The sequence below is a fragment of the Candidatus Nanosynsacchari sp. TM7_ANC_38.39_G1_1 genome (assembly GCF_004138385.1).
The window spans coordinates 1-26,269 of record NZ_PQNZ01000001.1; the positions used below are offsets into that span (position 1 = coordinate 1).

Consider the following 26,269-nt stretch of genomic DNA (forward strand, 5'->3'; position numbering starts at 1 on the left):
AAAAACTAAAATTTGCTATAATGTGCTTATGGCTTTTTACGATAAAACCATTAAAGAAACGCTAGTTGAACTTGAATCAACCACCAAAGGCTTATCCGATATTGAGAGCGATGAGCGGTTGCGTCACTACGGCTTAAACACGATCAAAGTTAAGTCTGACCCGCTTTGGCGTAAAATTGTTGAGCCGTTCAAGTCGGTTTTTATGACAGTGCTGATAGTGGCGGCAATTGTTAGTTTGTGGCACAAGTCGTATTTTGATGCTGGGTTGATTATTTTTATCATGGCGGTGAACGCGATTATTTATTATGTGCAACGGTTTTCGACTGAGCGGATTTTGCGATCGCTGCAAAAACAGTCTGTGGCTGAAGTCGAGGTATTGCGAAAAGGGCGGCGTGAGATGATCGCTGCGACACTGTTAGTTCCAGGCGACGTGATAATCCTTGATGAGGGCGATAAAATTCCTGCTGATGCTCGTGTTTTTGAGGCGCGTTCGTTCCGAGTTGACGAATCGCAATTAACTGGCGAATCGCTACCTATTGAAAAAACTTGTGCCGTCCTGCCGAGCGACCGTGAAATTTACGAACAATCCAACATGGTTTTTCAAGGTTCATTTGTCGTTGGCGGTACTGCCATGGCGATAGTAACCGCTACTGCCAATGATACCGAATTTGGCCGTTTAAGCGATTTATCGTCTGGCGACCATAATGTCAATCCTGTGCAGCAGAAAATCGATAGGCTTATCACGCGTATAGTTGCTGTTATTCTAGGAATTGCTTTGTTTGCTTTTTGGTTGGCGCTAGCTCGCGGTGTTGAGTGGAGCGAAGCATTGCGCTTTGTGATTGCTCTCAGTGTCAGTGCAGTGCCCGAGAACTTACCAATTGCTATATCAGTCATTTTGGTATTAGCAATGCGCCGGATGGCTCGCCGCAAAGCATTGGTACGGACTATGGGCTCAATCGAGTCAATCGGTGCTATCACGACTATCGCTACTGATAAAACCGGCACGCTAACGCGCAACAAATTATCTGTTCAAGAAATTTGGCACCCGCGCCACAACGAAAAACGCGTTTTGCAGACACTCGCTGCTAGCACGCTGCTAGGCCAGAGAAAAACTGCCGATCCACTTGATAAAGCTTTTGCTTCGTTTATTAATTCGTCCGAAACGGCTCCCAAACTTGGCCAGCCTTTGCGGGAATTTACATTTGAGCATTCAATGGCAATGAGCGGCAATTTGCGACATGATGGCGCTAAGTATGCTCTAGCTGTCAAAGGTGCGCCAGAGAAAATCGTTGACCATTGCGATATCACCGAAGGCGAACGCGAGAAAGCTTTAGTTGAATTACATCATCTGACTGGACTTGGTTTCCGGGTAATTGCGCTAGCGCATGCGTCGCTCAGTAAACCAATTGATTCGCTTGAAAACATTCCAGATAATACGCCGCTGATTTTTGACGGTTTTGTCGGTGTGGCAGATACACTGCGGCCAGAAGCCAAAGGAGCCATTGCTCGCGCGCAAACTGCTGGGATTAGCGTACGCATGGTGACGGGAGATCATTTCGAGACAGCTTATCATATCGGTAAGCAGCTTGGCTTGGTCGAGCATCGCAACCAGGTTTTTGACAGCCGGCAGATTATTACATTATCTGACGATGAGCTAGCTGAAAGGCTGCGTACTATCCGTGTTTGCGCGCGCGTTTTGCCCGAGCATAAGCATCGCATCCTTGAAGTGCTTAAGCGCGATAATATCACTGCCATGACTGGCGACGGCGTCAACGACATTCCAGCGCTAACCAATGCTCATGTTGGTGTCGCTATGGGGGCGGGGGCGCAAATCGCCAAGGATGCGGGCGATATTATCTTGCTTGATAATAACTTTCGCTCAATCGTTTCGGCTATTCACGAGGGCAGAACTGTTTACGCCAATATCAAGCGCATGGTAACGTATCTGTTAGCGACTAATCTCGGTGAGGTTATCGTATCGCTGAGCGCGTTGATTTCCGGTTTACCGCTGCCGCTGGCGCCTGTGCAGATTTTATGGGTTAATTTAGTCACTGATAGCGCTATGGTAATTCCGATTGGACTGGAGCCGGGCGAGCCTCGGAATATGCTAGAGAAGCCAAAACGCGCTAACGCGCCGCTGCTCAGTAAATTTATGACTTCGCGAATATTGTTGATTGCCATAATTATGTCATCGATGACGCTGGGATTCTATATTTATTTCAATCAACGCTTTGGTGCTGATTATGCTCGGACAATTGCTTTTTGTTCGCTGGTAACCGCGCAGTGGGCTAGTGCTATCGAGGCGCGCAGTGATTACGAATCATTGATCGGTCGTCTGCGCAAGCGGAACGCACCGTTCATTGTTGGACTAATCATCGCTGTCACGCTGCAGATTGCCGCCCTAGCTACGCCGCTTGGACGGTTGATGCATATTACGCCAGTAGACAACACGCATCTTCTCTTAGTGACTGTCTCTGCTCTCATTATACCTATCGTCTTGATTGAACTGCATAAATGGGTAGGGCGAAAGTTCTTTGGTAAGCGACCGAATCTTCAGCGAATTACCAAGCGTCTTAAACGGCCGCTCAAGAAAAATAAAAAGTTTGCTAATTAATTCCAGCGCTTGATATGTCCACGCAATAGTTCTAAATCAGCTAAATCTTTACGACGAGCCATCTTTCGTTTGGCAGCAATCAGTCGGTCGGTCGAGACCACGGGTATCCCATCGATGGTTTGCATATCTCGCTGTAATACTGTCAAGGAATTACCCATCCAACTTTTTAGCAGATTGTATTGTTCATGTACCAAAATTCGCTTGCCGCTAGTTAGTGTCACCTCGCGCCAATGTTTCTTGCGTGCAAAACGGTCATAAACTTCGCGCGATACTACTAAATCAACATTAGGTGTATCGCGCAAATGCATCATATCAAGCACGGCGCCGCCGACCACGATATACGAATCGCTAGCGATTTTAAGGTCTCTGATCATTTCAATTGCCGAAGCCTGTTTCTGATGCGCCAATGCCAGAGACAATGTTGTGTAAATGTTGCGGCTGCCAATTATATCGGTAATGCCATAGATATCAAACTGGCTGCGCAATCCCGGTGATACGTGCGCAAAAGCAATCGCGATACCATCTTCGCCAAGTTCGCGGTACAAACGTTTGAGCGCTTCAACCGCTGTATAGTCGATATCATCAATCGCTCCGGCATCAATCACCACGTATGTTACTGGATGTTTAGCGCGATGAATAGCTCGCCGTAACCGTTCAGCGAAATAATTAATATTCTCGAAAAAAAGCGATTCGCCGAAAGCATAAACTAATGTATCTTTTGGCAAAGAGTCTATCTTATCTTTTACCCGATCAGCCGCCCATGATGACAGCTCGCCATCGCGCAGCAGCACAGCGTCATCAGGATGGTACTGCCGGCGTAATCGTTCCATCAGCGAGGCTGCTACCGCTACCAAAATACCTAACTGTACGCCGAATAGTACCGTACAAGCTAGAGCAACTAGCGCGATCATAAACTCCTCATGATGGACAGCCCACAAATAGTGCAATTCACGAAAACGAATCAAGCGTAAACCTGCCGTACAAACTATCGCTGCTAGTGCTGCTAGCGGCACGTAGTGTAACAAAGTACCGCCAAAAACGATCAACGCCATCATTGCTAAGCTGGCAACAATACCGCTCAATTGCGAACGCATACCCAGCGAGTCGGCTAATTGGCTGCGTGGCGGCGAGGCGCTAACGGTATAGCCGTGGAATAGAGCTGAAGCAATATTAGCTATTCCAAGGGCTGCTGTATCTTGATTGGTCTGGATCTTATCGTCGTGCTCGCTACCAATGGAGCGCGCTGTCATGGAACTCTGGACTAGTACTACGAGTACAATTGATAATACGGTCGGCATAATTGTATTTAGCATCTCGAGTGACACCGTGGGCACTATTAAGTTTGGCATATTGCTTGGTAGCGAACCTAAAAACTCTACGCCGTACGCATCGACATGAAATACCATTGCAAATATTACGGCCATAGCGATGCCGATTAGTTCGCTCGGTATTCGCGATGATCGCCAAAACAACACTACACCTAGCACCAAGAGTGCTAGCGTAGCGGTCATCCAATTAATTGAACCAGCTTGCGCGGTAATTGACGCTAAATGACTCCAGAAACCGCCTGATGCTTTTAATCCTAATAAAGCTGGTAACTGTGTAACAATTAGCTGCACTCCCACGCCTGCCATAAAGCCAATCATCACTGGTCGCGATACCAGATCTGCCAAAAAGCCAAATTTGAATAGCCCCAGCAATAGTAGTAGGACGCCTGATAGCAACGTCATCGCTACGATTGTATTAACATATTCTGGCGTACTTGTTTGCGCCACTAGCGCTGCACCTGATGCCAGCAGAATGGCCGTCGCTGAATCTGCGCCAACCACCAATCGATGCGAGTATCCCAACAACCCAAATACTAGCGCGCCAATAATTGTCGTATATAAGCCAGTCTCGGGCGGCAGTCCGACGATTACCGAAAAAGCCAACGCATTGGGAACATTCACGACGGCTATCAACAACGCCGTTATGATATCATGCCGCAAGTAAGATTTCTTGTACCGCAATATGCTCGGCAGAGACACTTTTCGCATACTTATTATACTAATGGTATTTAGGGGTGGCGTCAATAAAACAAAGTAAGCTATGAATTTGCTAAATGTCGATACGATTCATAAAAATAAACCGCTTAGGTTATCCAGATTTGAGCGGTTTATGATATTTTCGTTTGCATAATTTGGCTGGGTCGGCAGGATTCGAACCTGCGAATGCTGGGACCAAAACCCAGTGCCTTACCACTTGGCGACGACCCACTAATAAACGAGCGTGCAACAAGTATTATACCACGCTCATCAACGATATGGAAATTACGACATAGAATACAGTCGCACCCATTCCTCGGGAGTCAATTCTGACGGTTTGCGTTCAGGGTTGATGCTGGCTTTGGCGCGCGGTACGGCAGCGAAGGCTTTTTGCGAGGCGTAGCATTTTGCGACGAAACTTTGGTACTCGTCGCGTTCTAATGTAGATAGGAGCGGCTCGGACCGCGGTTTCAGCTCTAGTAGTACGGTATCGACTGCTGGCGGCGGTGTGAAATCTGTGCGGCGTAGCGGTCGGCGGATTCGTGTCTGCCACCATGGAGCTAGTTGTGCGCCTAATTGAGAAGTAAAGTGCCGGTCGCTCGGTACTAATTTTTGCGCGAATTGTTTTTGGACGATCAGGTAGATTGCTTGAGGTGTATGCGTTTCATCGTTGTTGGTCAATTTGCGTATTATGTCGGCGCTCAAGTGAAAGGGAATATTAGCAAAAACTTTGTATGGTTCATCTGGTAATTTCGCTAGCAGAAAATCCTGTGCTATTACTTTGACGTTTTTGTGCCGGCGCATATTTTGCTGTAGTTTGTTAAGAATACCTGGTTCGTTTTCGTATGCTAAAACTTGCCGGCATCGGCGTGCTAACACTGCCGTAATGGCGCCGCTGCCAGCGCCGATATCTATTACCAAATCGCCGCGGCGTATGTTGCTGTGGCCTATCAGCTCGGCAATCAAGCGTGGATTACGCAAAAAATGCTGCGAATGGGTGGCGACTTGGCGTTTCATAGTGCGATTTTACCACGAAAAAGCGGTTAATCAGTTGGCAATATTTACCATAACCTTTATAATATAAAGTTATGAATGCACACGAAAAACACTCGATAAAGCAATATTTGCGTGCGGCAGACTATCTGACGGTGGGGCAAATATTTTTGGCGGAAAATCATCTGCTGAAAAAGGAATTAACTTTTGACGATATCAAATCGCGGATTCTCGGACACTGGGGAAGTGGGCCAGGTATTAACTTTGCTTACGCGCATCTCAGCTATTCGGCCAAGAAACATAGTAAGGATATGATGTTTGTGCTGGGGCCGGGGCATGGCTTCCCGGCACTGCAAGCTAATCTGTTTTTGGAAGGTACGCTTGCTAATTTTGATCCGTCGATGGAGACTAACCTGGATGGTATTCGCAAACTATGCCGCGAATTTAGCTGGCCGTACGGTTTTCCGAGCCATTCTAATCCCGAGACGCCGGGCGTGATTCTCGAGGGCGGTGAACTTGGTTACGCGCTCAGTACTAGCTACGGCGCAGCGATGGATAATCCTGATTTGACGGTAGCTTGTTTGGTTGGTGACGGCGAAGCCGAGACCGGGCCGACGGCTGGCGCTTGGCATCTTAACAAGTTACTTAACCCGCGCAAAGATGGTGCGGTATTGCCAATTCTTCACCTCAACGGTTATAAGATTTCAGCACCGACTGTTTTTGGCCGAATGAGTAATTACGAACTGATGACGCTCTTTAGCGGCTACGGTTATGAGCCGCGCATTGTTGACGCTACAAAAGACGGCGTCGATCCGCACGACGAAATGGCAAACGCGCTTGAGTGGGCGCACAATTTGGTTGCCGAGATTCGTGCTAGTACGAACACAGAAGCGCCGCGCATGCCGATGATTATCATGCGCACGCTAAAGGGCTGGACTGGGCCGAAATTTGTCGAAGGCAACAAAATTGAAGGTAATTGCCTGGCGCACCAGACAGTGCTCAGTGAAGCAAAATCTGATCCCGAGCAGCTCAAAATCTTGAACCAGTGGCTCAAGAGTTATAAGTTTGACGAGCTATTCAACGAAGCGACAGGTTTTGGTGATTTTGTCAAGGATATCTTGCCTGAACAGCTAGAGAAGCGCTTGGGTATGTCGCCGCATGCTCGTGGCGGCGCAACTGTTTATCGGCCGCTGGTGCTGCCAGATGTCGAGCAGTTCGCTGAAGACGCCGAAATCCCTGGCACTATTGGCTCTAGCAGTATGCGCCGGGCTGGTGCTTACTTGACCGAGGTCTTTCGTCTCAACGCCGAGAGTAAGAACTTCCGTTTCATGAGCCCAGACGAGACTTATTCCAACAAGCTTGACGAGATATTCCAGGCTACTAGCCGCAGTTGGCAATGGCCGATCATGGAGTGGGATAAGGATCTGTCGCGTGATGGCCGAGTCATGGAAATGTTGTCCGAACACAACATGCAAGGCTTGATGCAAGGCTATGTCTTGACTGGCCGCCATGCCATGTTTGCTAGCTATGAAGCATTTCTGCAAGTCGTCGGCAGTATGGTTGACCAGTATGCTAAGTTTCTCACCCAAAGCCGTAACGTCGAGTGGCGCGGCACTATACCTAGTATTAACTATATACTGACTTCGAGCGGGTGGCGCCAAGATCATAACGGTTTTAGTCATCAAAACCCTGGCTTTATCGACGATATTTTACGCCGCCAGAGTAACTTCAGTGATGTTTACTTCCCGTCGGACGGTAATGTCACGCTAGTTTGCTTAGAGCATATGCTGTCAAGTGTTCGCCAGATTAACGCGCTGGTGGCCGGTAAAACTCTCGAGCCGCGCTGGTTGTCGCCAGAACTCGCTCGCCAGCAGGTCGATGCTGGTCTGATGGTTTGGGATTTTGCTAGCGATGAACATCCTGATCTAGTTATGGCCGCTTGCGGCGATTATCCGACCAAAGAAACTATGGCAGCTATTGATATTGTCAAAACGCATTGCCCGAACGCTAAAATTCGCTGCGTTAACGTTTCGAGTCTGACTACTGTTGGCTTTGGTACGTTGCGCCGCGTTGCCGACCAAAAGTTCTTTGACAAGGTGTTTACTGACGACAAGTCAGTTATCTTCAATTTCCATGGCTATCCGCAGACAGTCAAATCGATTCTCTTTAACTATGCTGTCGATTCGACACGCTTCGATATTCGCGGTTACAAGGAGATCGGGTCGACGACCACACCGTTTGATATGCATGTTCGCAATGAAACCAGCCGCTATGATTTGGCGATTGCTGCATTCCGCCAGCTGGGCCGCAATGGCGTCGTTCCGTTTGAGGAGGCCGAGCACTTAGCTTCGATTTACCAAGGTAAGATTGATGAGAATACTGCTTATATCAAGGCTAACGGCGTTGACTTGCCAGAAATTGACGCCTGGGTGTGGCCAGCAGCACGCGGACTAGACGAGGCAAAAGAGGAAGCCTGGCACGGGCAAACAAATTAACGTAAAGAAAAGGGTGGGGGAATGTCATTACTACTAATCGCAAATCCAGGCAGCGCTAGCCGCAAATACGCGCTGGTCGACGACAAGCTCAAAGAAGTTGCCGCGTTACATATTGAGCAGAGTGGCAGCGAATTAATCGCGACGCTGCGTACTGGCGGCGATACGCGGCAAGTACCGCTTGGTTTTGCTGACATTTCCCAGTCGGCCGCACATCTGTATGGCATTTTTAACCGCGAACATTTACTAGAAAGCCCTAGCGACGTTCGCGCGATTGGCCTGCGGATTGTTGCACCGAGCAACTATTTTCTCAAAGACAGGCTTGTTGACGATGACGTTGTCCAGCATATACGCGATATTCTGCCGCTTGACCCGATTCACGTCTCCGGTACGCTGCAAGAGCTAGAGGCTCTGCGCTCGTCGCTGCCGACTGTACCAGTAGCGCTAATTTCGGATAGTGCTTTTCACGCTCGCAAGCCGAGCTATGCCTGGAATTACGGTATCAATCTGCAAGACGCTGATCGCTTCGAGATTAAGCGTTTTGGTTATCATGGTCTGTCAGTTTCGTCCGCCGTTAATGAGCTGTGGAACCGCGGCAAATTACCACCAAAGGTTGTTGTTTGCCATTTAGGTAGCGGCTCGTCGGTGAGTGCAGTTTTTCACGGGCGCAGTATCGACAACACTATGGGTTACTCGGCGCTAGAGGGGGTAATTATGGCGACACGTACCGGTTCTATCGATTACACTGCTGCTATGGCGCTCAAGACTAAACTTGGCCTCGATGATGATCAACTTGAGCATTATCTCGATGAGAAGGGCGGTCTACTCGGACTCAGCGGAACTAGCGATATTCGTGAAATTATTGATCGCGAAGCTAATGGCGACCATATTGCTCACTTAGCACTGATGACTCTGATTCACAGTGTGCATAAGGCTATCGGCGCCATGGTGGTCGCTATGAACGGTGCCGACTTGCTGGTGTTTACTGGCACGGTAGGGGAGCGTTCGGCAAATTTACGCCGGCGCATCGTTGCTCACTTGGAATGCCTCGACTTCATACTTGACGGCAATCGTAACAAATCATGTCTTAACCCGACCGAGTTCACTAGCATCTCGCAAGCGGCAGTCAGTAAGCCGATAATTGTCATACCGACAGATGAAGGCGTCGAAATCGCTCGCCACACTGTTAAGTTACTAGCGTCATAATTTTGGTTGTTGGAAAGGTGTGCGTTATTGCTGTGGGGACGCCTTTCGTGATCTTTACCAAACGGTATCTTTCATTTTGTTATAATAAGTATGATGAAAAGACAGTCACTCGAGACTATTCACCTTGACAAAATCGTTGGTGGTGGACAAGCACTAGGGACGCTGGCCGATGGCCGCAAATGCTTCGTATGGGGCGGATTGCCCGGCGAGACGGTTACTGTCCGCATTACCAAAAAGAAGTCGCACTTCGTCGAAGCGATTGTCGAGGAGGTAATTTTGCCAAGCCCCGACCGCATCCAGCCGCGCGATCCAGATAGTTACCCGTCGACCAGCCCCTGGCAAATTATGCCGCTCGAGATAGAACAGGCGTACAAAAGGCAATTGATCGACGACGCCTTTACGCTGCATGGTATTGCATTACCAGAGACAGTTGACATTTATTGCGACAATGTTGCATATGGTTACCGCAACAAAGTTGAATTTAGCTGGTACAGCGAATCGGTAGTATCCCGAGCGGTATCTCAGAAAAAATCTGGGCAACTTTACGTGGATCCCGGATTATTTTTTGACGATACCCGAGAGATAGACGCGGATAGCGACCGTGAAGAATTATCTGGCGATACACTTGACTTGGCATTTTTCCGTCGCGGCAGCAAAGGCAAGATTGTCGTCGATGGCACGAGCTTAGCGCACCTTGCAATCAATAACCTGGCACGGGCTATCCGTGATTTACTGCGCCATAAACGCGTCGCGGCTCGCCAGCTCAAGACCTTGCTCGTCCGCTGCGATCAATCGGGAAGTTGCGTATGGCAGTTGTATGTTAAAGATCGCTTGCCCGAAATAATTACCGCTAATGAAGCCGCCAAATTACCGGCTCAGGGCGGGGAAATTATCTATTCCGATCCGCGCTCGCCAGCCAGCCGCATCACCGAGCGCTTGGCGCGTTTCGGTAACACCATCTTGACTGATACTATCCTTGGCGTGCCATTCCGCTACGCCTGCGAAGGCTTTTTCCAAGTCAACATCCCGGTTTACGAGCAGGCGCTGCGTGATATGCGGGAGTGGGTGCTACGCGATCGTACTGGCCAACACTCGGGTCGGCAACTCGAGCACCATCAGAAAATAATCCGGGACCCACGTAAAGTTGCCCAGATTTTTTCTGAGGTGCTACTCGCTGCCGATCGACCAACCCTCGACCTCTATGCTGGCGTCGGCACTATTGGTCTGACCATTGGCGACGGCAACGTCACGCTGGTGGAAATCAACGCCGATGCTGTCCGCGAAATGCAGCGCAACATCGCCGAACTTGACCGCACCGACGCCCGCGCTGTCCTCGCTCCCAGCGAACAAGCTCTCGATTATATTACAGGCAAGGAAATCGTCATCGTTGATCCACCGCGCGCCGGCTTGCATCCCGACGTTATTGCGACATTGTTACAACAGCTACCGCCGCGTATCATTTATCTCAGCTGCAATCCTGTTACCCAAGCCCGCGATGTCGCCTTGCTCCAGCAAAGCTACCAAATCGCCTGGCATCGCGGCTACAACTTTTTCCCGCGTACGCCACATATTGAACACTTAATCATTCTTGATAAGAAGCCGTAAAGCTGCTCTTTCTATGCAGAGTTTATCTGGCTAATTCGGATGCAAGGCTAGCTAATTGCTGCTATACTATTAGGTGATGTTTGACAAAGCTATTGACGCTATCAATAACGCGCAGAAAATTGTTGTAGTTCAAGCGGAAAATCCTGACGGTGATAGTATCGGCAGTAGCTTAGCCTTGGAAGAAATTTTGAGTGACCTCGGCAAAAATGTTCAGCTGCACTGTCCAGTTGATACACCGAAATACTTACATTACATTCACGGCTGGGATCGAATAACTAGCGATTTTGACGCGAATGCCGACTTAGCAATTATCGTTGATACTAATGCCGAACTATTAATCGGTAAAAGTTTAAGTATGCCAGGCGTGCGTCATTTTCTTGAGACGCATCCCGTTATAGTGTTGGATCATCACGCAACTGATTCGACGCTGACTTTTGATGCTACTCATGTCACCCAGCCAGTAGTTGCAGCTGGCGAACTGATTTACAATCTAGCGCATACTGCTGGCTGGGTAATTAATCCGCAAGCTGCAGAAAATATGCTGATTGCTATCATGAGTGATAGCCTAGGCTTAACGACACAAAATACCACAGCCGACTCGTTTCGTGTCGCTGGCGAATTAACTGCGCTCGGTGCTAGCAACTCAGCTATTGAGGAACGACGCCGCGAATTTATGAAAAAGTCGCCAGAGATTTTGGCATACAAGGGCCGCTTGATTGAACGTATCGAATATTTGCTCGATGGTAAATTAGCTATAATNCATATCCCGTNGGAAGAAATCCAGAAATATAGCGATCAGTATAATCCGAGCGTTCTAGTGCTTGACGAAATGCGTTTAGTCGAGGGGGTTGAAGTGGCTTGCGCTATCAAAACTTACCCTGACGGTAAATTAACCGGGAAATTACGCAGTAATATGCCAGTGTCAGAGCAGATAGCTGGATATTTCGGCGGCGGCGGGCACGCTTATGCTGCAGGTTTTCGCGTGTATGACGATTATGCAGTGATTGTGCGCGAACTAGTTGAGGCTGCGGATAAGTCTTTACGCGGGTAATTTGTCTGTTCTAAATTAAAAAACCGCTAGCGTATGTAGCGGTTTTTCTAATTCTACTAGTTATAATTATTTAGTAGATGAATTGTCCGAATGCACCTGGTCTTACTGTACGTTTGTTGTAGTTACCAGCGCGGTAATTCCAGCCCATTTCTGAAACAGTATAACTACCGTCATTATTAACCGACTCAACGTAAGCAACATGGCCGTTTGTCACCGCGACAGCTCCAGCGCGCGGGGCGCTACCAGTTGATTTACCGGCAGCTTGAGCGCTGGAAATCCAACCATAACCAGCATTGCCGTATACAGCGACGTCTGGGCGGCGGCTGTGAACGTAATCGGTGCACCACATGCCGTTGCCGACGTAGTAGCTTGACGAGTTAATCGGCTTTGAGCTATACGATCGCGTAGTAACTGTAGAAGTCCGAGCTGATGGCGCCGCTGCGTTAGAGCTGGCGGCTGCTTGTTGCGCTGCAACGATAGCTGACGAGCGGTCTGGCAAGACCTCTTCTGCGCTAGGAATTCGCAGCTTCTGCCCTATGTCAATAGCATTTGGGTTACCGAGCGACTCGTTGGCATCAAAGATACGCGTCCAGGTTGTATTGTATTTTTCGGCAATTGACGCCAAGCTATCGCCTGCAGCTACTATCGCGTAGGTTGGTTGTTCAATTGGTTTTGTCTCGTTAGATTTGTCCTTTAGTGCAGACGATGGTTTTTTGGCTTTATCGTCATCAACTCCGCTAGTTTGCTTTTCGTCGGTTTTTGCTAGCAAGGCTTTCTTGTTTTGGGTAGCTAGCAGCGGTGTCCCCCTTGCGATTGTTAATTTATTTTTATTTTGCTGTGCGAGTAGTAGCGAGCGGCCCGTACTCGTTTCGGCGTAGGCTGGGTGCGTTGCTATTAAGCATATTGCACCAGCGGCGCCGAGTGTCGTCAAGACCCCGTATAAACGCATAATTATCTCCTTGGTTAAATACCCCCACGGATAGGCTAAACTTCAAATACTCGTGGATTTATGTCCTGGCTTATTATTGTTTTAATCGTAATTTTCACAGGACATGAGACCAATCATAGCAAAACGTAGTATTTTGGTCAATAATTTTATAGTGGTAATGCTACACTACCTCTGGAAAATTAGGTGGACTTTCTAGTTATTTTTTGGTATAATCGTAGACGTTTTATTAAATCAATGTTGGGAGACGTCAAGTCGCTTGTACCACAGAAAGGATTAAATATCTGATGGCTAAAAAAGCCGAATTATTAGAAAAAGCTGCCGAGCTTAAGCTTGACGTCAGCGAAAAAAATACTATAGCCGAGATTGAAACGGCAATTGCTGCCGCTGAAAAGCACTCAGTCCGCGAAGCGACAGTTGCCAAAGCCGGTAAGCGCAGCGCCAAAGCTATCGAAGAGGCTGAAGCTAAAGCTGAAAAAGAAGCTCGCAAAGAAGCTGGCGACACTACGCCACAGGGCGACGCTGAAGCGGCTGTCAAAAAAGGTCCAGCGCCAAAAGTTCGTCCGTTGATTGAACGCCGCGGCAAAGCTTACCGCCAGGCTGCCGAAAAAGTTGAAAAAGACAAGGCCTACACGCTCGCCGATGCTATCAAACTTGCTACCGAAACCAATCCGAGCAAATTTGACGCTAGCGTTGAAGTTCACGTTCGTTTAGGTGTCGATCCGCGTCAAGCCGACCAAAATATTCGTTCGACCGTAGTCCTGCCTCACGGTACCGGCAAGACTGTCCGGGTAGCTGTTTTCGCAGCTGACGCTGATGCCGACAAAGCCAAAAAAGCTGGTGCCGATATTGCTGGCGATGAGGCTATTGTCAAACTTCTTGACAAGGGCGCGCTTGATTTTGACGTCTTAATCGCTACGCCAGCCTACATGCCAAAACTCGGTAAGTACGCTCGTTTGCTCGGCCCGAAAGGCTTGATGCCGAACCCGAAGAGTGGTACCGTCTCGACCGACGTCGCCAAAGCTACCGAAGAAGCCAAAGCTGGCAAGGTAGAATATCGTGTCGACAAGCAGGCTGCTATCCATTTAAGTGTTGGTAAGGTTAGCTTCGGCGCTGAAAAATTGCTTGAAAACGCCAATACTTTCTTTGCTAGCTTGCAGGCACAGAAACCGTCCTCTATTAAGGGTGTTTACATTAAATCGGTTGCCGTCGCTACTACGATGGGCCCCGGTATCAAAGTTGATTATCAAGCAAAATAAACTCATATAATTTTAGAGCGAGACCTAGCATCTCGCTCTATTTTTAGAAGGAGGGTAGGAATGAGACAATATCTTGATTTACTTGACCGTATTCTAGCAGAAGGTGTCGAAAAGCATGACCGGACAGGTACTGGTACGCTCAGCATCTTCGGGCATATGATGCGTTTTGATTTGCGCGAAGGCTTTCCACTACTTACCACCAAAAAGCTCTTTACCAAAGGTATCTTCGGCGAGTTGATTTGGTTTTTGCGTGGCGATACCAACGTGCACTGGCTGCAAGAGCGCGGAATTCATATCTGGGACGAGTGGGCTAACGAGAACGGCGATCTCGGTCCAGTTTACGGCGCGCAGTGGCGGGCATGGCCAGCACCTAATGGTGAACATATTGACCAGATTGCTAACGTTATTAATCAACTACGCGCTAGTCCAGACTCACGGCGGCTAATCGTTACCGCTTGGAATCCTGCCGAAGTAGGCAACATGGCTTTACCGCCATGCCACATGCTATTTCAATTCTATACCACACCCGCTGATCCCAATGACTCCGACCAGCGGCGCTGGTTATCGTGCCGGCTTGATCAGCGATCGTGCGATACATTTCTGGGCGTCCCATTCAATATTGCTAGCTATGCATTATTGACTATGATAATTGCACAGCAGGTTGATATGCGGCCGCGTGAATTTGTTTGGATGGGCGGCGATGTTCACTTGTATTTGAATCATCTCGAGCAAGCAAAACTTCAGTTGACGCGCCAACCGCGTCCGCTGCCAACTCTCGATATCACGCCAAAACCATCAATCGATGATTATGACCTTGATGATTTCAGGTTAAAAAACTACAATCCATGGCCAGCTATCAAAGCGCCAATTTCAGTCTAAATATTGCTGCATGGCAAGACTACTTTTCATATATCGCAAATATATAAGGATAAATGTTAGCATTATCAGCAGCATGTGATTCTTCTGATGTTTTACGCCAAGTATCGTCAAGCTCGGGGAAAAATGTATCCGCTGGAAGTTCTGCGTCGACTTCTGTAGCGTATATTCTACTTACCACATTTGATTTGAGTGCGGCCGCGTAAACGGTTGCTCCGCCAATGATGTATATTGTATCTTTGCTTGCCATTTGCAGAGCGCTTTCTAGCGAGCTAGCTGTCGCGATACCATCCAGCTTGGAATGAGTTAATACGATATTCTGGCGATTTGGTAGCGGACGGCCAATAGATTCATAAGTTTTGCGGCCCATAATTACTGTACCGCCAGTGGTTAATTGGCGAAAATGCTGCAAATCTGCTGGCAAACTGCGCCCCCACGGCAGTTTGTTGTCAATGCCAATACCGCGCCGGCGATCGTAGGCGACTACTATGCTGCACTGCTTTTTATGATTGCGTTCCATCAACTTAATCATATCACAGGCTAGTTGTGTAAGCGGTAGCGGTGAATGTATAATGAAAAGACATGAAAACAGATTCGACCGAATTATCATCGCCAACTGGCATTTATAGCGATAGAGAAATTGCAGCAGCACTAGCAGGCGGTCATATCGTTTGCGACCCAGCGCCAGCGCGTATCAATGGTAGCAGTGTTGATGTAACGCTTGGCTATTATTTTTATAGAGCTGGCGCTCAGGGGAAGGAAAGGCTATTTAATCCATTCGACGAAACTGACGTTCGGCGTTACTTTGGCGAATACAAAATTGCCAAACCGTGGCACGAAGTTCGCTGCCGAATTACTGATCAAGGTGTCGCTGGCATTGATAGCATCAAAGGTATTAATGACAATCATCCGGTCATCGTCTTGCGGCCAAACGAGCGAATCCTGGCTCATACTCATGAATTTATTGGCATTCTGCCGCCAGGTACTACTAGTATGCAAGCCCGTAGTACTACTGGACGTATCGGCATCTCGGCTTGCTACTGCGCTGGTTGGGGTGATCCAGGTTATATTAACCGCTGGACTATGGAGGTTCATAATCTCAACGAAAATGAGTACATCGTGCTACCAGTTGGCTACCGTATAGCGCAAATTGTTTTTAGTGCTACCGGACCAGTGGCTACCGAATACGCCAAGGCTTCTGGTAATTATCAAGCTAATATTAGCGCTGATCTTGCTGCTGTTAAAGCTGCTTGGCGGCCGTGTATGCTATTGCCGCGAGCTTATGCTTCGCCGGTAGAATTGCCGCAACCTGTCGCTGGCCTTAGCGAAGGATTATTGTAAAGGCTGGAGATTATGTAATGAGTAGTACTTATATCGTCATTGAAGGTAACGACGGTACAGGCAAGTCAACCCAAGCTGAATTGCTAGCTGATTACTGCTGCCAGCAAGGCCGGGAAGTGATAACCGTAGAGGAGCCTGGCAGCGACGACCCAGGCAAAACTACGCCCATTGCTAGCTACTTGCGCTCGCTAATCAAGAACGGCACTCTAGCCCGTGATCCTGAGATCAACTTAGCACTATTTAGCGCTGCTCGCCACGAACTATGGCAACAAAAAATTGCGCCAGCCTTAAATCGCGGCGCTGTTGTCATTTCGGCGCGTAACTATATTTCAACTTTAGCCTATCAAGGTTATGGCGAGGGAGTTAATACGGATCATATTATGGCAATTACTAAACTTTTTACAGCCGAGCGTTACATGAAGCCAGATTTCATTATTATTTTGACCCTTGATAACGAGAGCGAGCGTAAAAAACGGATTGCTAAGCGCAGCCAAAGTATAGACACTTCAGATACTTTCGAGTCACGCAGCAGTAATTTTCAAAAACGTGTTGATGCCGCTTATCGTACAATTGCTAGCAAATTGCCTTCGTCTCATGTTATAGAATGTTACAGCAATGGTCATTACAAGACAGTCGAGCAAATAAACGTTGAAATTCAATCAATTGTTCAGCAGTTATAATTCAATTATATCCAGCTCTTTCAAAAGATGCTCAAGCTCGTGGAATAGTTTCTCGCCGCCTTCGTCTGACTGGCCGTTGGTTTCATAGCTATCAGGATTCAAGCGGCTCATGCGATCATGGATGTCGTTGAGGACTCCTACGAATAGCTTGCGCGTCTCACGAGCTTCTTCGTCCATTTTTTTCTTTTTAGGATCGTCATCGGGCAGCTCGTAGTAGCCTTCTTTCTTAAGTTTAGTATCAATATATTTGTAAGCAATATGTGCGATGTCGCCAGTTCGCGATCGTTGGCGCTCATCTTTGGTCAAAAACTGAAACTCGATAGGAATATTGATTATTTCGCCAGGTTTATACGGATGTTCTTGTCTTGCGATAAACGTTACTTTTGAAACTTCCATCTTCTTGTATCCCCGTTTTTCGATGTCCGCTTCAGTTTGTTCTTTTATTTGAATTTGCGATTTGTCTATGCCAGCTTCAGCTAAAGTTTGAGTTATAATCTCGACGTAATCGCTAGCGCCCTGGATGTAGATGGCGGATTTTTTGCTAGTTGCCTTTTGCAGCTCGATATTTGGCAGGCCAGAAAGGATTTGCACTATTTCGGCAAAGTTTTTCGCTGATGATTCGATGTCTGGCGAGATATCCATCAGAGCAAATGGATCCATAGGCATCTTGCCGTTGTCGCGATCTGATTTGTCAGCGCACGAGCCGACAGATTTCAAGCGGTAATTGCCAGAGGTTAGGCGACCGCTGGGCAGTTGAGCTGCGAACTCGCCAACTACGGCAGGACATTCTCCGCTATAATCAGGGCCGACTACAAGCGAAACATCGTATTTGTCACCGAAAATATTCTCCAATATACGCCTGACGCCGACTGTCTTTATATTGAATAACATATCTCTTGCTTGCTCTATCGAAGCAAATTTGTTCAACTTTTCGAGGCGGATACGTTTTGCTAGGCCTAGCAGTTTCGAGCCTAAAGCTTCTAGCCCTAATACTTCGCATAGCGGAGCATAGAACGATTCCGCTTCTAAGACATCTTGCAATAGCGCGGACTCTCGGTTGGATACCGGATGTTCTAGGTTATCAATTAATTCGCAGGCTTTAATAATCACAGATTCGATATTTACAGTCTGCAAGAAGTCTTTCATGTATTCCGGATCGATGCGAGCTTCCGATATAGCCCAAGCTTCTCTTGGAACGACACCCTCGTACCTATCGGAAATGACGCTGGTTATATCTTTGCGGCGATTATTCTCATCTGGCAAGCTTGCAGCGGCCTCGTCGGCTAACGTTTTCCGATGTCTGCCGGCCGCTACCTCAATCTCGTCGAAATCTGACAAAATATCCCGCATATAGCGTGCTTTATCATGGGGGATTTTGGGGTCGGTAAAGTATCTTAATAGTGTTAGTCCGGCAGCGTCGCGCGATTCTTGGCTATATTTTCCGTCTGGGTTGCGGAATCGGGATACGATATCATGCAGCATAATTGCATCGCGCGTATCAGGCATAAGATCGCCGGCAAAAGCCTTAACTAACCCATAAACTCTATGAGCATGCTCGATCAGATCAGGACGCTCCCGCGAGGCTGCTCTTAGGTAATTAATAGCTAGGCTGTCAACTAGATCGTCTGAATTATATTTCTCTGGATATTGTTGACTGGAAAAACCCTGCTCGTCAACAGGGTTAAGCGTATTACATTCCCTTGTACAAACACCAGGGCTTGTCTTTGTTCTCACGAATCTCTATTGTATCAGAAACGCATGAATATGTCAAGCATTTGCTATTGTGTAATGCAGTAAAATTTGCTATAATAGATATTAGACATTGCCAGAGACAGCGGCCGCAGGAGTAATTCTGCTTAATATGCCGCCGAGGGAATCAACTTTTCCTGTAGTATAGTCTTTGGCGAGCGCCAAAGTTTTTTGTTGCTCGCCGAATGTCGCCCCTTAACAATACGATCGCATAAATATCAAATAAACCAAAGGAGTATTATCAATGGCAATTTCCAAAGATAAGAAACAAGCTTTGGTTGCAGAGATGAGCGAGTTGTTTGCTAGTGCAAAAGCTATTGCCGTGGCAAAATACCAGGGCACCAGCGTAGCTGAATTGCAAGAGCTGCGCAAAGCTGCTCGCGAAAATGGCGTGGTCGTCAAAGTTGTCAAGAACCGCTTGGTGCGCGTAGCTTTTGCCGCTAGCGAGACGTTCAAAGAGACTGATACTTCTGCGCTGCAAGGCCAGCTAATTTATGCTGTTTCTAGCGACGACGAGGTGATGGCTGCTAAAGTTCTTAACGACTTTGCAAAGACTCATCCTAGCGTTGAGCTAGTCGCTGGATTCAGCGGTGAGGGCTTGGCTCAGAGCGCTGCCGATGTGGTAGCTCTGGCTGGCTTGCCGAGCAAGAATCAGCTTATCGCTGAGGCTGTGGCACAACTGCTCAGTCCGGTACACGACGTTACCAACGCGCTCTCTGGCAATCTGCATGCATTGCTGGACGGTGTGGCAGACAAAGCAACCGCTTAAGCAACCAATCTAATTAAAATTTAACTACAAGGAGAATTACTATGGCAGACCTAAAGAAACTTGCCGAAGAACTGACTAAATTGACAGTTCTCGAAGTAAATGAATTAAAGAATATCCTCAAAGAAGAATACGGCATCGAGCCAGCTGCTGCCGCAGTTGCCGTTGCTGGTCCAGCTGCCGACGCTGGTGCGGCCGCCGCTGATGAAAAGACTGAATTTACCGTCACTTTGAAAGACGCTGGCAGCCAAAAAGTTGCCGTCATCAAAGCCGTCAAGGAACTAACTGGCCTTGGCCTCGGCGAGGCGAAAGCTTTGGTTGACAATGCGCCAAGCCCAATCAAAGAAAAAGTCAGCAAAGACGAAGCCGAAGCTGCCAAGAAAGCTTTGGAAGAAGCTGGCGCTACCGTCGAAGTCGCTTAATCTCGAATATATTTCCAGATTCGCACGATCGTATTGTTTTAGAAAACGCCTCCAAAATCTGGGGGCGTTTTTGTATGCCTGAAGTGGTCGACGATTTTTACAACGACTTTGCGTTCATATCTGTTAAACTTGTGGAAAGATAGCCTAAAGGGTTGACGTGATATCCTGATGCGTTATAATTGGAATGATATTATAAAAACATACAAAGGATTGCGAGACTAGTATGTCAGAATTACCAGAGAAACAAGTCAAGCGGCTCAAGATGCTTATTCAAGACGCCGAGACTAATTTGGCTGCCGCCAAAGAGTTACTAATTAGCATAATGGGCGAAGACGGGCAAGTCGTGATGCCGACTAGCAGCCGCGAGGATGTTTCAGGCAAAGTTATCGAGGGCGTTTTCGACGGCCAGACGATGGTCGGCCCGGATGGCAAAAATTACCCGGTACCGGCTAATTATGCTAGCAAGTCTAAGCTAGTTGAGGGCGATATCCTCAAACTAACTATCGCTGATGATGGCGGTTTCATATACAAGCAAATTGGCCCGGTTGCCCGCAAGCAAGTTATCGGTACGCTTACGCAGCATGACGGCGCTTACTATGTTGAAGCGCAGGGCAAAGAATATCGGATTTTGCTGGCGAGCGTGACCTATTTCCGTATCAATGTTGGCGATCAGGTTACTATCATTGTGCCAGAAGACAATCCTGATGCTACCTGGGCGGCAGTTGAAGCAGCTCTATAATCTATAAGTTTGGATCGTCACAAATAGGGGTATTAATGCATGATTTAGGCGAGGGAACTTTTCTTTTCACGCGGGTCAGCTACGATCCTAATAGTAACTTGCCGTATTTGCGCGTCATGGATGATGGCGGTAAGTTCTGGCGTATGCAGCCGCAAGGCGAATTTACTCTATCATTTGATACTAGCACCAAAAAATGTATTGGTTGGTACGATTTGGCAGCTAAGCAATGCCATCGCTGTCCTGGCGACCGCCAGCTTGATGATAAATACGAGCAATGTCCAGAGTGCCAGCAAAAGACTGGCTTCAATCCAGCATTCTACAATACTACCAATATCAGCCAACAGCAGGCTGAGCTGAATCAGCAGCCGCATATCTTATACTTAGCTTATTTCTCGCCAGAGGTGATAAAGGTTGGCATTTCTTATGCTGAACGCAAACTAGCGCGATTGTTAGAACAAGGTGCCCGCAATGCTGCTATCCTTGAAGTATTTCCTAGCGCTAACATCGCTCGCCAATACGAAGCGAAGATCGCCCGGCTGCCAGGTCTTTGCGAGAGTGTGCAGCTGCGCAAGAAAGCAACAATTCTAGCAAATGAGCATTACGATCCGACGCTAGCCGAGCAGAAATTACATCAAACAATCCAGCGGATCGCAGAGCAGTTAGGCGTTAAGTTTGATAACAGCGAGTTCTTGGATTTATCGCCATACATGCTAACTATCGAACCAAAAAGCGATGATCTAACGGAAATAATCGAGCCAAAAATCGCTGGACGCTTCGCAGGGTTAATTGGCGGTATGCTAATTATGCAGCAAAATAGCCGCTTTATTTTCTTACCAATCAAAAAATATATCGGATACGATATGACCATTAGCCGTACTGTTGAGCAGCTAGATTTGGCGCCAGTTCAAGCTTCGCTATTTTAATCGCTGATTCTGCGCTATAATATAACAAATGGGTAAGGCTTTATATCGGAAATATCGCAGCCGGTCGCTGAGCGAGATTGTCGGGCAGCCGCATATTACGGCGATTTTAGAGCGGGCAATTGCTAACGGAACGACGGCGCATGCTTATTTATTGACAGGGCCGCGCGGCGTTGGTAAAACGTCGATTGCGCGGATTCTGGCGCACGAAATTAATCGCTTGCCATACCGCGATGAATCAACTCATCTCGACATTATCGAGATTGATGCAGCCAGCAATAATTCAGTTGAAGATATCCGTGATTTGCGCGAGAAGGTTCAGATTGCGCCCGTTAGCGCTCCCAAAAAAATCTATATTATTGACGAGGTTCACATGCTGAGCAAATCAGCGTTCAATGCACTGCTCAAAACGCTTGAAGAACCGCCCGAGCACGCCGTGTTTATCCTAGCAACCACTGACGCCGATAAATTGCCAGCTACGATTCTTAGCCGTGTTCAGCGCTTCAATTTCCGGACAATTAGCCAAGACGAAGTTGCCGCGCATCTGCGTACCATTGCTGATGCCGAGCAGATTTCTATCGACGACGACGCCCTGCAGCTAATTGCTCGCTATGGGCAGGGAAGCTTCCGCGATAGTATTAGCCTGCTAGATCAAATGCGAAATTTAAGCAGCGAGAAAATCACTGCCGCTATGGTCGAAGATTCGCTAGGCTTAGCAAGTACGGCTGAAATTCGACAGCTGCTAGAGGCTTATTGCGCGGGTGATTTACAAACTATCGCCGATACCTTGCGCGCACTTGAACATAGAGGCGTGCCAGCCAATGCTATCAGCGAGCAATTACTGCACGAAATCCGCAGCGACATCATCAATAAATCTAATTGCTTGCCGCTGGCCGACAAATTATTATCAAACCAGAAAACCGCTTGGCCGTATGTCAAATTGCTGATAGCACTCAGTTCCAATGCAGATGTTTCTAATTCTGATGTTTCTGCGGCGTCAACGCCAGCGCAGCCAGAATCAGCGCAACCAATGACTGTGAATGAACCAGCACCCGTTTACGCGCCGCAGCCAGCTAGCGATACTCCGCAAAAAAAGAAGAAAAATGTCCAGCCAAATCAAACAGCTAATTTTGACTGGTCAAAATTTCTCGAGGCTGTTCACGCAAAATCCACTGGCGCTTATAGTTATCTCGCGAAAAGCGGTTACGAATTAGACGATCAGCAGTTAACGATTTTTGCTGGTAAGAAATTTGCTAAAAATCAAATCGAAAAGTCGCTGCCAGTGCTTGCTGGCGCTCTACAGGCACAAAAGCTTGACCGTGAAATTATCGTCAGCGCTAAGCCAAAACCGCCAAAAGATAGCCAAACCGCCGCTATTCTTGATATTATGGGCGGAGGAGAAGAGGTGAATTTGTAATGGCCAAGCAAAAAGAAGTCGCTGCCAAAATACCGCCGCAGAGTATCGACGCCGAGATGAGCTTGCTCGGAGCAATTTTGATTGACGACGACGTGCTAGCAGATGTCAGCGAGACAGTAAAACCGCAGGATTTTTACGACAAACGGCACCAGCTGATTTTTAAAAGTATGATGCATTTGTACGAGCAGCATAAGCCAGTCGATCTCTTGACTTTAACCGAGGAACTCAAGAAGACGGATAATTTCGAGACAATTGGTGGCTCGACGTACTTAACCGAGTTAACCAACTACGTGCCTACAGCTGCTCATGCTACTAGTTATGCCGAAATTGTTGCTCAGAAAGCTGTCCGCCGGCGCCTAATCAAAGCTAGCGGCGAAATCAGCGAGTTAGGATTTGACGAAGAAATTCCAACCCAGGAAATCCTCGAAAAAGCCGAAGCCGAGCTATTCAACGTCTCTGACCAAACGATTAAACAAGATCTAGTCAGTATCGAAGCTATCCTCGACGAGAGTTTTTCGCGCATCGAAGAGTTGCACCGCAATAAAGGTCAGCTGCGCGGTATCCGCACCGGCTATCAAGATCTCGATAATATGACTGCCGGCTTGCAGCGCAGTGACCTATTTATATTGGCAGCCCGGCCAGCTATGGGTAAGACGACGTTTGTCACTAACTTGGCATACAATGTGGCGACTATTGCTAAACTGCCAGTGTTGTTCTTTAGCCTCGAGATGAGCAAGCAGCAGCTAATCGACCGCATGCTGGCCGATGCTGCTGGTGTTGATAGCTGGAATATTCGTACTGGTAATCTCAGCGACGACGACTTTGCAAAGATCAGTGAAGCTATGGGCGAAATGGCTGAAGCGCCGATTTATATTGATGACACGCCAGCACTCAGCGTTCTCGGTATGCGCACCAAAGCCCGCCGAATCGCGCATAATCAAACGCTCGGGTTAATCATCGTCGACTATCTACAGTTGATGCAGGCGAACGGTAATTACAACGGCAATCGCGTCCAAGAAGTTAGCGAAATTAGCCGCGGCTTGAAGGTTATCGCTCGCGAGTTGAATGTACCAGTGATAGCGCTTAGCCAGCTTAGTCGGTCAGTTGAGAACCGTACGCCACCAATTCCGCAGCTGGCTGACCTGCGCGAGTCGGGAAGTATCGAACAAGATGCTGATATTGTTACGTTTATTTATCGCCCTGGCTATTACGAACCAGACAACCCAGATGTCGCCAATATCACCGACTTAATCATTGCCAAACACCGTAATGGCCCGGTTGGCAAAGTTCAATTATACTTCCACCCAGAGCGCCTGCGTTTCATGTCGCTCGATAAGCGCCACGAATAATCTCTCGCGTGATATAATCATAATTAGTATGCGTAAACCTGCGGACTATACTTTATATAAATATCGCTATATTTTGAGTTATTTTTGCATCGCCGTACTTTTGGTGGCAGTGCTATGGATCGGCGTATTGTATACTCCTGGCGGTTTGCGCGAGCAAGAAATCAAATCTGTCAGCCAGGCTAGTATGTTGTCGCGCCAAACTCTTGAGCCGTCGATGGTGGTAAATCTACCGTATTATCTACTGCAGCGGCTATCAATTTTTGTGTTTGGTGTCAGCGAATTTTCGATTAAACTGCCGTCAATTGCGCTCGGCACCTTGACGATGCTAGGTATTTTTATGTTGATTCGCGCTTGGTTCAAGCCCAACGTTGCTGTCATTTCGACGATTGTATTGGCAACTTCGACACATTTTCTATTCCAAGCGCAAGATGGTACGCCCAGTATTACCTTTAGCACTGTTGCAGTCTGGCTGATGGTTGCGGGCATGTATGTAACGCGCGGCAAGCATTTTCATACATTCTGGAAAGTGCTTGGTGGCGTGTTGATGAGCGTCGCGCTTTATCTGCCGATGGGTGTATACCTGGACTTAATTATAATTATCGTGGCTTTAGTTCATCCGCATATCCGAGCGATTATCAAGCGGCTGCCCAAGAAAAAACTACTCATTGCACTGCTGGTCGGCTTGGCTGCGATGGCGCCTCTAGTTTATGCCTTAATATTAGAGCCAAAAGGCATTGGTAAAATACTACTCGGTTTACCGCCAGACTTCGCTCATATCAAAACTAATGCGCTGCTTTCGAGCCTTAGCTTGTTTGGTTTTGCTGCTACCGATAGCGCTGCTGACGGTCTGCTGAGGCCAGCTTATGCTATGCCGTTGGCGGCTATTGCTTTACTAGGTTTTTGCCGACTGGCAGCCACGCATTATACAGCGCGTAGCTATGTTACTATCTTGATGAGTTTGGTTATGGTGCCGCTCGCCTTGCTTAATTATAACAATCAGTATGCAGTATTTGTTCTAATGGTGATTGCAGTTGCCACTGGCTTTGATTTCTTGATTCGCTACTGGTATCGGCTATTTCCTTGCAATCCGTATGCTCGCGTTGCGGGTTTGCTGCCATTGAGTGTGTTAGTTAGCGGATTGATTTATATTAGCGTTAATCAATATTTTAACGGGTATACGTACAATCCGGCTGTTGTTCGCGCCTACAACAGTGATCTATCGCTAGTTAATGCCCAATTGCAGCGTCAAAAAAATATGACACTCTTGGCTGATGCGGACGAGGCGCCTATTTATAATCTAGCTGCTCACTACAATAAATCCTTAACGGTTGCTACCGAGCTTAATCCCGAAGCAACCCAAGCTGTGGCGACACGCGCCGCCCGCCGCAAGATTCCGAAAGAATGGCAGCTAGAGAGTATTATAACTAACGCTCGTGCTCAAAATGGCGACCGGCTCTATGTCTACAAAAAATTGCCGTAATAAGTTATAATTGGTAGAGTTAATTTCTGAAGAAGGGGAGTCAAAATGGCCTTGAATCAAATGAAAATGTTGAATGATTTGCGCAAAGCGCAGAAAGCTTTAGCCAAAGAAATCGTCGAGGTTGAGGCGGGCGACGGTGCAGTCATTGTCCAAATCACCGGCGAGCTCAAGATCAAGTCAATTAAAATTAATCCAGAGTACGTTGATCTGGATGATATCCACCAGCTTGAACACTGGATCGAGATTGCTATCCGTGACGGTATGGCTAAAGCGCAGGAAATTGCTGCCGAAAAGATGAAACCGCTGATGGGCGGGCTAGGAAGTCTCGGATTATAAACTA

22 protein-coding genes, 1 tRNA gene and 1 other annotated feature are annotated in these 26,269 nt (G+C 47.7%); of the genes, 17 read left to right on the plus strand and 6 right to left on the minus strand.

The annotated features are described in order from the left end of the window. Positions 1-28 precede the first annotated feature (28 nt). The gene (locus G1ANC_RS00005; protein WP_129692997.1) at positions 29-2,614 is read left to right on the plus strand and encodes a cation-transporting P-type ATPase; all 2,586 of its coding nucleotides are present in this window, start codon (positions 29-31) and stop codon (positions 2,612-2,614) included. On the opposite strand, the gene G1ANC_RS00010 is transcribed toward G1ANC_RS00005, so the two are convergent. The 3 genes from G1ANC_RS00010 to G1ANC_RS00020 all read right to left on the minus strand — a co-directional run bounded on the left by G1ANC_RS00010 (position 2,611) and on the right by G1ANC_RS00020 (position 5,655). Next, a complete protein-coding gene (locus tag G1ANC_RS00010) occupies positions 2,611-4,650 on the minus strand; it encodes a SulP family inorganic anion transporter (RefSeq protein WP_129692998.1) in 2,040 nt (679 codons plus the stop codon). The two genes, G1ANC_RS00005 and G1ANC_RS00010, sit on opposite strands and share 4 nt — an antisense overlap. A gap of 144 nt (positions 4,651-4,794) precedes the next feature. Next, positions 4,795-4,869: transfer RNA gene (locus tag G1ANC_RS00015), tRNA-Gln, on the minus strand. Positions 4,870-4,923: 54 nt separating this feature from the next. After that, positions 4,924-5,655 (minus strand): rRNA adenine dimethyltransferase family protein, encoded by a 732-nt coding sequence (locus G1ANC_RS00020; RefSeq protein WP_129692999.1) that lies wholly within the window; start codon positions 5,653-5,655, stop codon positions 4,924-4,926. Positions 5,656-5,726: 71 nt separating this feature from the next. Between G1ANC_RS00020 and G1ANC_RS00025 the strand changes: the two genes are divergently transcribed. The 4 genes from G1ANC_RS00025 (at position 5,727) to G1ANC_RS00040 (ending at position 11,985) form a co-directional block, all read left to right on the plus strand. Next, entirely contained in the window at positions 5,727-8,126 is a 2,400-nt protein-coding gene (locus tag G1ANC_RS00025; RefSeq protein ID WP_129693000.1) for a phosphoketolase family protein, read from the plus strand. A gap of 21 nt (positions 8,127-8,147) precedes the next feature. After that, complete coding sequence (locus tag G1ANC_RS00030) at positions 8,148-9,329, plus strand: acetate/propionate family kinase (protein WP_129693001.1); 1,182 nt, start codon at positions 8,148-8,150, stop codon at positions 9,327-9,329. A gap of 93 nt (positions 9,330-9,422) precedes the next feature. Further along, positions 9,423-10,934, plus strand: a complete 1,512-nt coding sequence (locus G1ANC_RS00035; protein ID WP_164997938.1) for a class I SAM-dependent RNA methyltransferase — start codon at positions 9,423-9,425, stop codon at positions 10,932-10,934. Positions 10,935-11,010: 76 nt separating this feature from the next. Then, positions 11,011-11,985: a bifunctional oligoribonuclease/PAP phosphatase NrnA gene (locus G1ANC_RS00040; RefSeq protein ID WP_129693003.1), complete on the plus strand. Its 975-nt coding sequence runs from the start codon at positions 11,011-11,013 to the stop codon at positions 11,983-11,985. 70 nt (positions 11,986-12,055) lie between these two features. On the opposite strand, the gene G1ANC_RS00045 is transcribed toward G1ANC_RS00040, so the two are convergent. Beyond that, a complete protein-coding gene (locus tag G1ANC_RS00045) occupies positions 12,056-12,934 on the minus strand; it encodes a LysM peptidoglycan-binding domain-containing protein (protein ID WP_129693004.1) in 879 nt (292 codons plus the stop codon). 566 nt (positions 12,935-13,500) lie between these two features. Here G1ANC_RS00045 and rplA point away from each other — a divergent pair. Then, positions 13,501-14,190 (plus strand): 50S ribosomal protein L1, encoded by a 690-nt coding sequence (gene rplA, locus G1ANC_RS00050; RefSeq protein WP_129693031.1) that lies wholly within the window; start codon positions 13,501-13,503, stop codon positions 14,188-14,190. 60 nt (positions 14,191-14,250) lie between these two features. Next, positions 14,251-15,069 (plus strand): thymidylate synthase, encoded by an 819-nt coding sequence (locus G1ANC_RS00055; RefSeq protein WP_129693005.1) that lies wholly within the window; start codon positions 14,251-14,253, stop codon positions 15,067-15,069. A gap of 19 nt (positions 15,070-15,088) precedes the next feature. On the opposite strand, the gene G1ANC_RS00060 is transcribed toward G1ANC_RS00055, so the two are convergent. Further along, positions 15,089-15,586 (minus strand): dihydrofolate reductase, encoded by a 498-nt coding sequence (locus G1ANC_RS00060; protein WP_129693006.1) that lies wholly within the window; start codon positions 15,584-15,586, stop codon positions 15,089-15,091. Between the two features lie 62 nt (positions 15,587-15,648). Here G1ANC_RS00060 and G1ANC_RS00065 point away from each other — a divergent pair, with 62 nt between their 5' ends. Both G1ANC_RS00065 and tmk read left to right on the plus strand, forming a co-directional pair. Continuing rightward, positions 15,649-16,407: a deoxycytidine triphosphate deaminase gene (locus G1ANC_RS00065; protein ID WP_129693007.1), complete on the plus strand. Its 759-nt coding sequence runs from the start codon at positions 15,649-15,651 to the stop codon at positions 16,405-16,407. Between the two features lie 17 nt (positions 16,408-16,424). Continuing rightward, positions 16,425-17,087: a dTMP kinase gene (gene tmk / locus G1ANC_RS00070; protein ID WP_129693008.1), complete on the plus strand. Its 663-nt coding sequence runs from the start codon at positions 16,425-16,427 to the stop codon at positions 17,085-17,087. Here tmk and G1ANC_RS00075 read toward each other — a convergent pair. After that, complete coding sequence (locus tag G1ANC_RS00075; RefSeq protein WP_129693009.1) at positions 17,082-18,821, minus strand: hypothetical protein; 1,740 nt, start codon at positions 18,819-18,821, stop codon at positions 17,082-17,084. The genes tmk and G1ANC_RS00075 overlap by 6 nt on opposite strands. Positions 18,822-18,894: 73 nt before the next feature. Further along, positions 18,895-19,018, plus strand: a sequence feature (ribosomal protein L10 leader region). 62 nt (positions 19,019-19,080) lie between these two features. Here G1ANC_RS00075 and rplJ point away from each other — a divergent pair. From rplJ to G1ANC_RS00115, 8 genes are all read left to right on the plus strand, one after another. Continuing rightward, complete coding sequence (gene rplJ, locus G1ANC_RS00080; protein ID WP_129693010.1) at positions 19,081-19,605, plus strand: 50S ribosomal protein L10; 525 nt, start codon at positions 19,081-19,083, stop codon at positions 19,603-19,605. A gap of 41 nt (positions 19,606-19,646) precedes the next feature. Beyond that, positions 19,647-20,024 (plus strand): 50S ribosomal protein L7/L12, encoded by a 378-nt coding sequence (rplL, locus tag G1ANC_RS00085; protein ID WP_129693011.1) that lies wholly within the window; start codon positions 19,647-19,649, stop codon positions 20,022-20,024. Positions 20,025-20,247: 223 nt separating this feature from the next. After that, a complete protein-coding gene (locus tag G1ANC_RS00090; protein WP_129693012.1) occupies positions 20,248-20,763 on the plus strand; it encodes a hypothetical protein in 516 nt (171 codons plus the stop codon). 35 nt (positions 20,764-20,798) lie between these two features. Beyond that, entirely contained in the window at positions 20,799-21,686 is an 888-nt protein-coding gene (locus tag G1ANC_RS00095; RefSeq protein ID WP_129693013.1) for a DUF2797 domain-containing protein, read from the plus strand. Positions 21,687-21,714: 28 nt separating this feature from the next. Further along, the gene (gene dnaX, locus G1ANC_RS00100) at positions 21,715-23,100 is read left to right on the plus strand and encodes a DNA polymerase III subunit gamma/tau (RefSeq protein ID WP_129693014.1); all 1,386 of its coding nucleotides are present in this window, start codon (positions 21,715-21,717) and stop codon (positions 23,098-23,100) included. Next, complete coding sequence (dnaB, locus tag G1ANC_RS00105) at positions 23,100-24,449, plus strand: replicative DNA helicase (RefSeq protein WP_129693015.1); 1,350 nt, start codon at positions 23,100-23,102, stop codon at positions 24,447-24,449. Before dnaX ends, dnaB begins: the two co-directional genes overlap by 1 nt. 28 nt (positions 24,450-24,477) lie before the next feature. Further along, positions 24,478-25,929: a glycosyltransferase family 39 protein gene (locus G1ANC_RS00110; RefSeq protein WP_164997939.1), complete on the plus strand. Its 1,452-nt coding sequence runs from the start codon at positions 24,478-24,480 to the stop codon at positions 25,927-25,929. A 45-nt stretch (positions 25,930-25,974) separates the two neighbouring features. Further along, on the plus strand, positions 25,975-26,265 hold the full coding sequence (locus tag G1ANC_RS00115) for a YbaB/EbfC family nucleoid-associated protein (RefSeq protein ID WP_129693017.1): 291 nt from the start codon (positions 25,975-25,977) through the stop codon (positions 26,263-26,265). Positions 26,266-26,269: the final 4 nt, after the last annotated feature.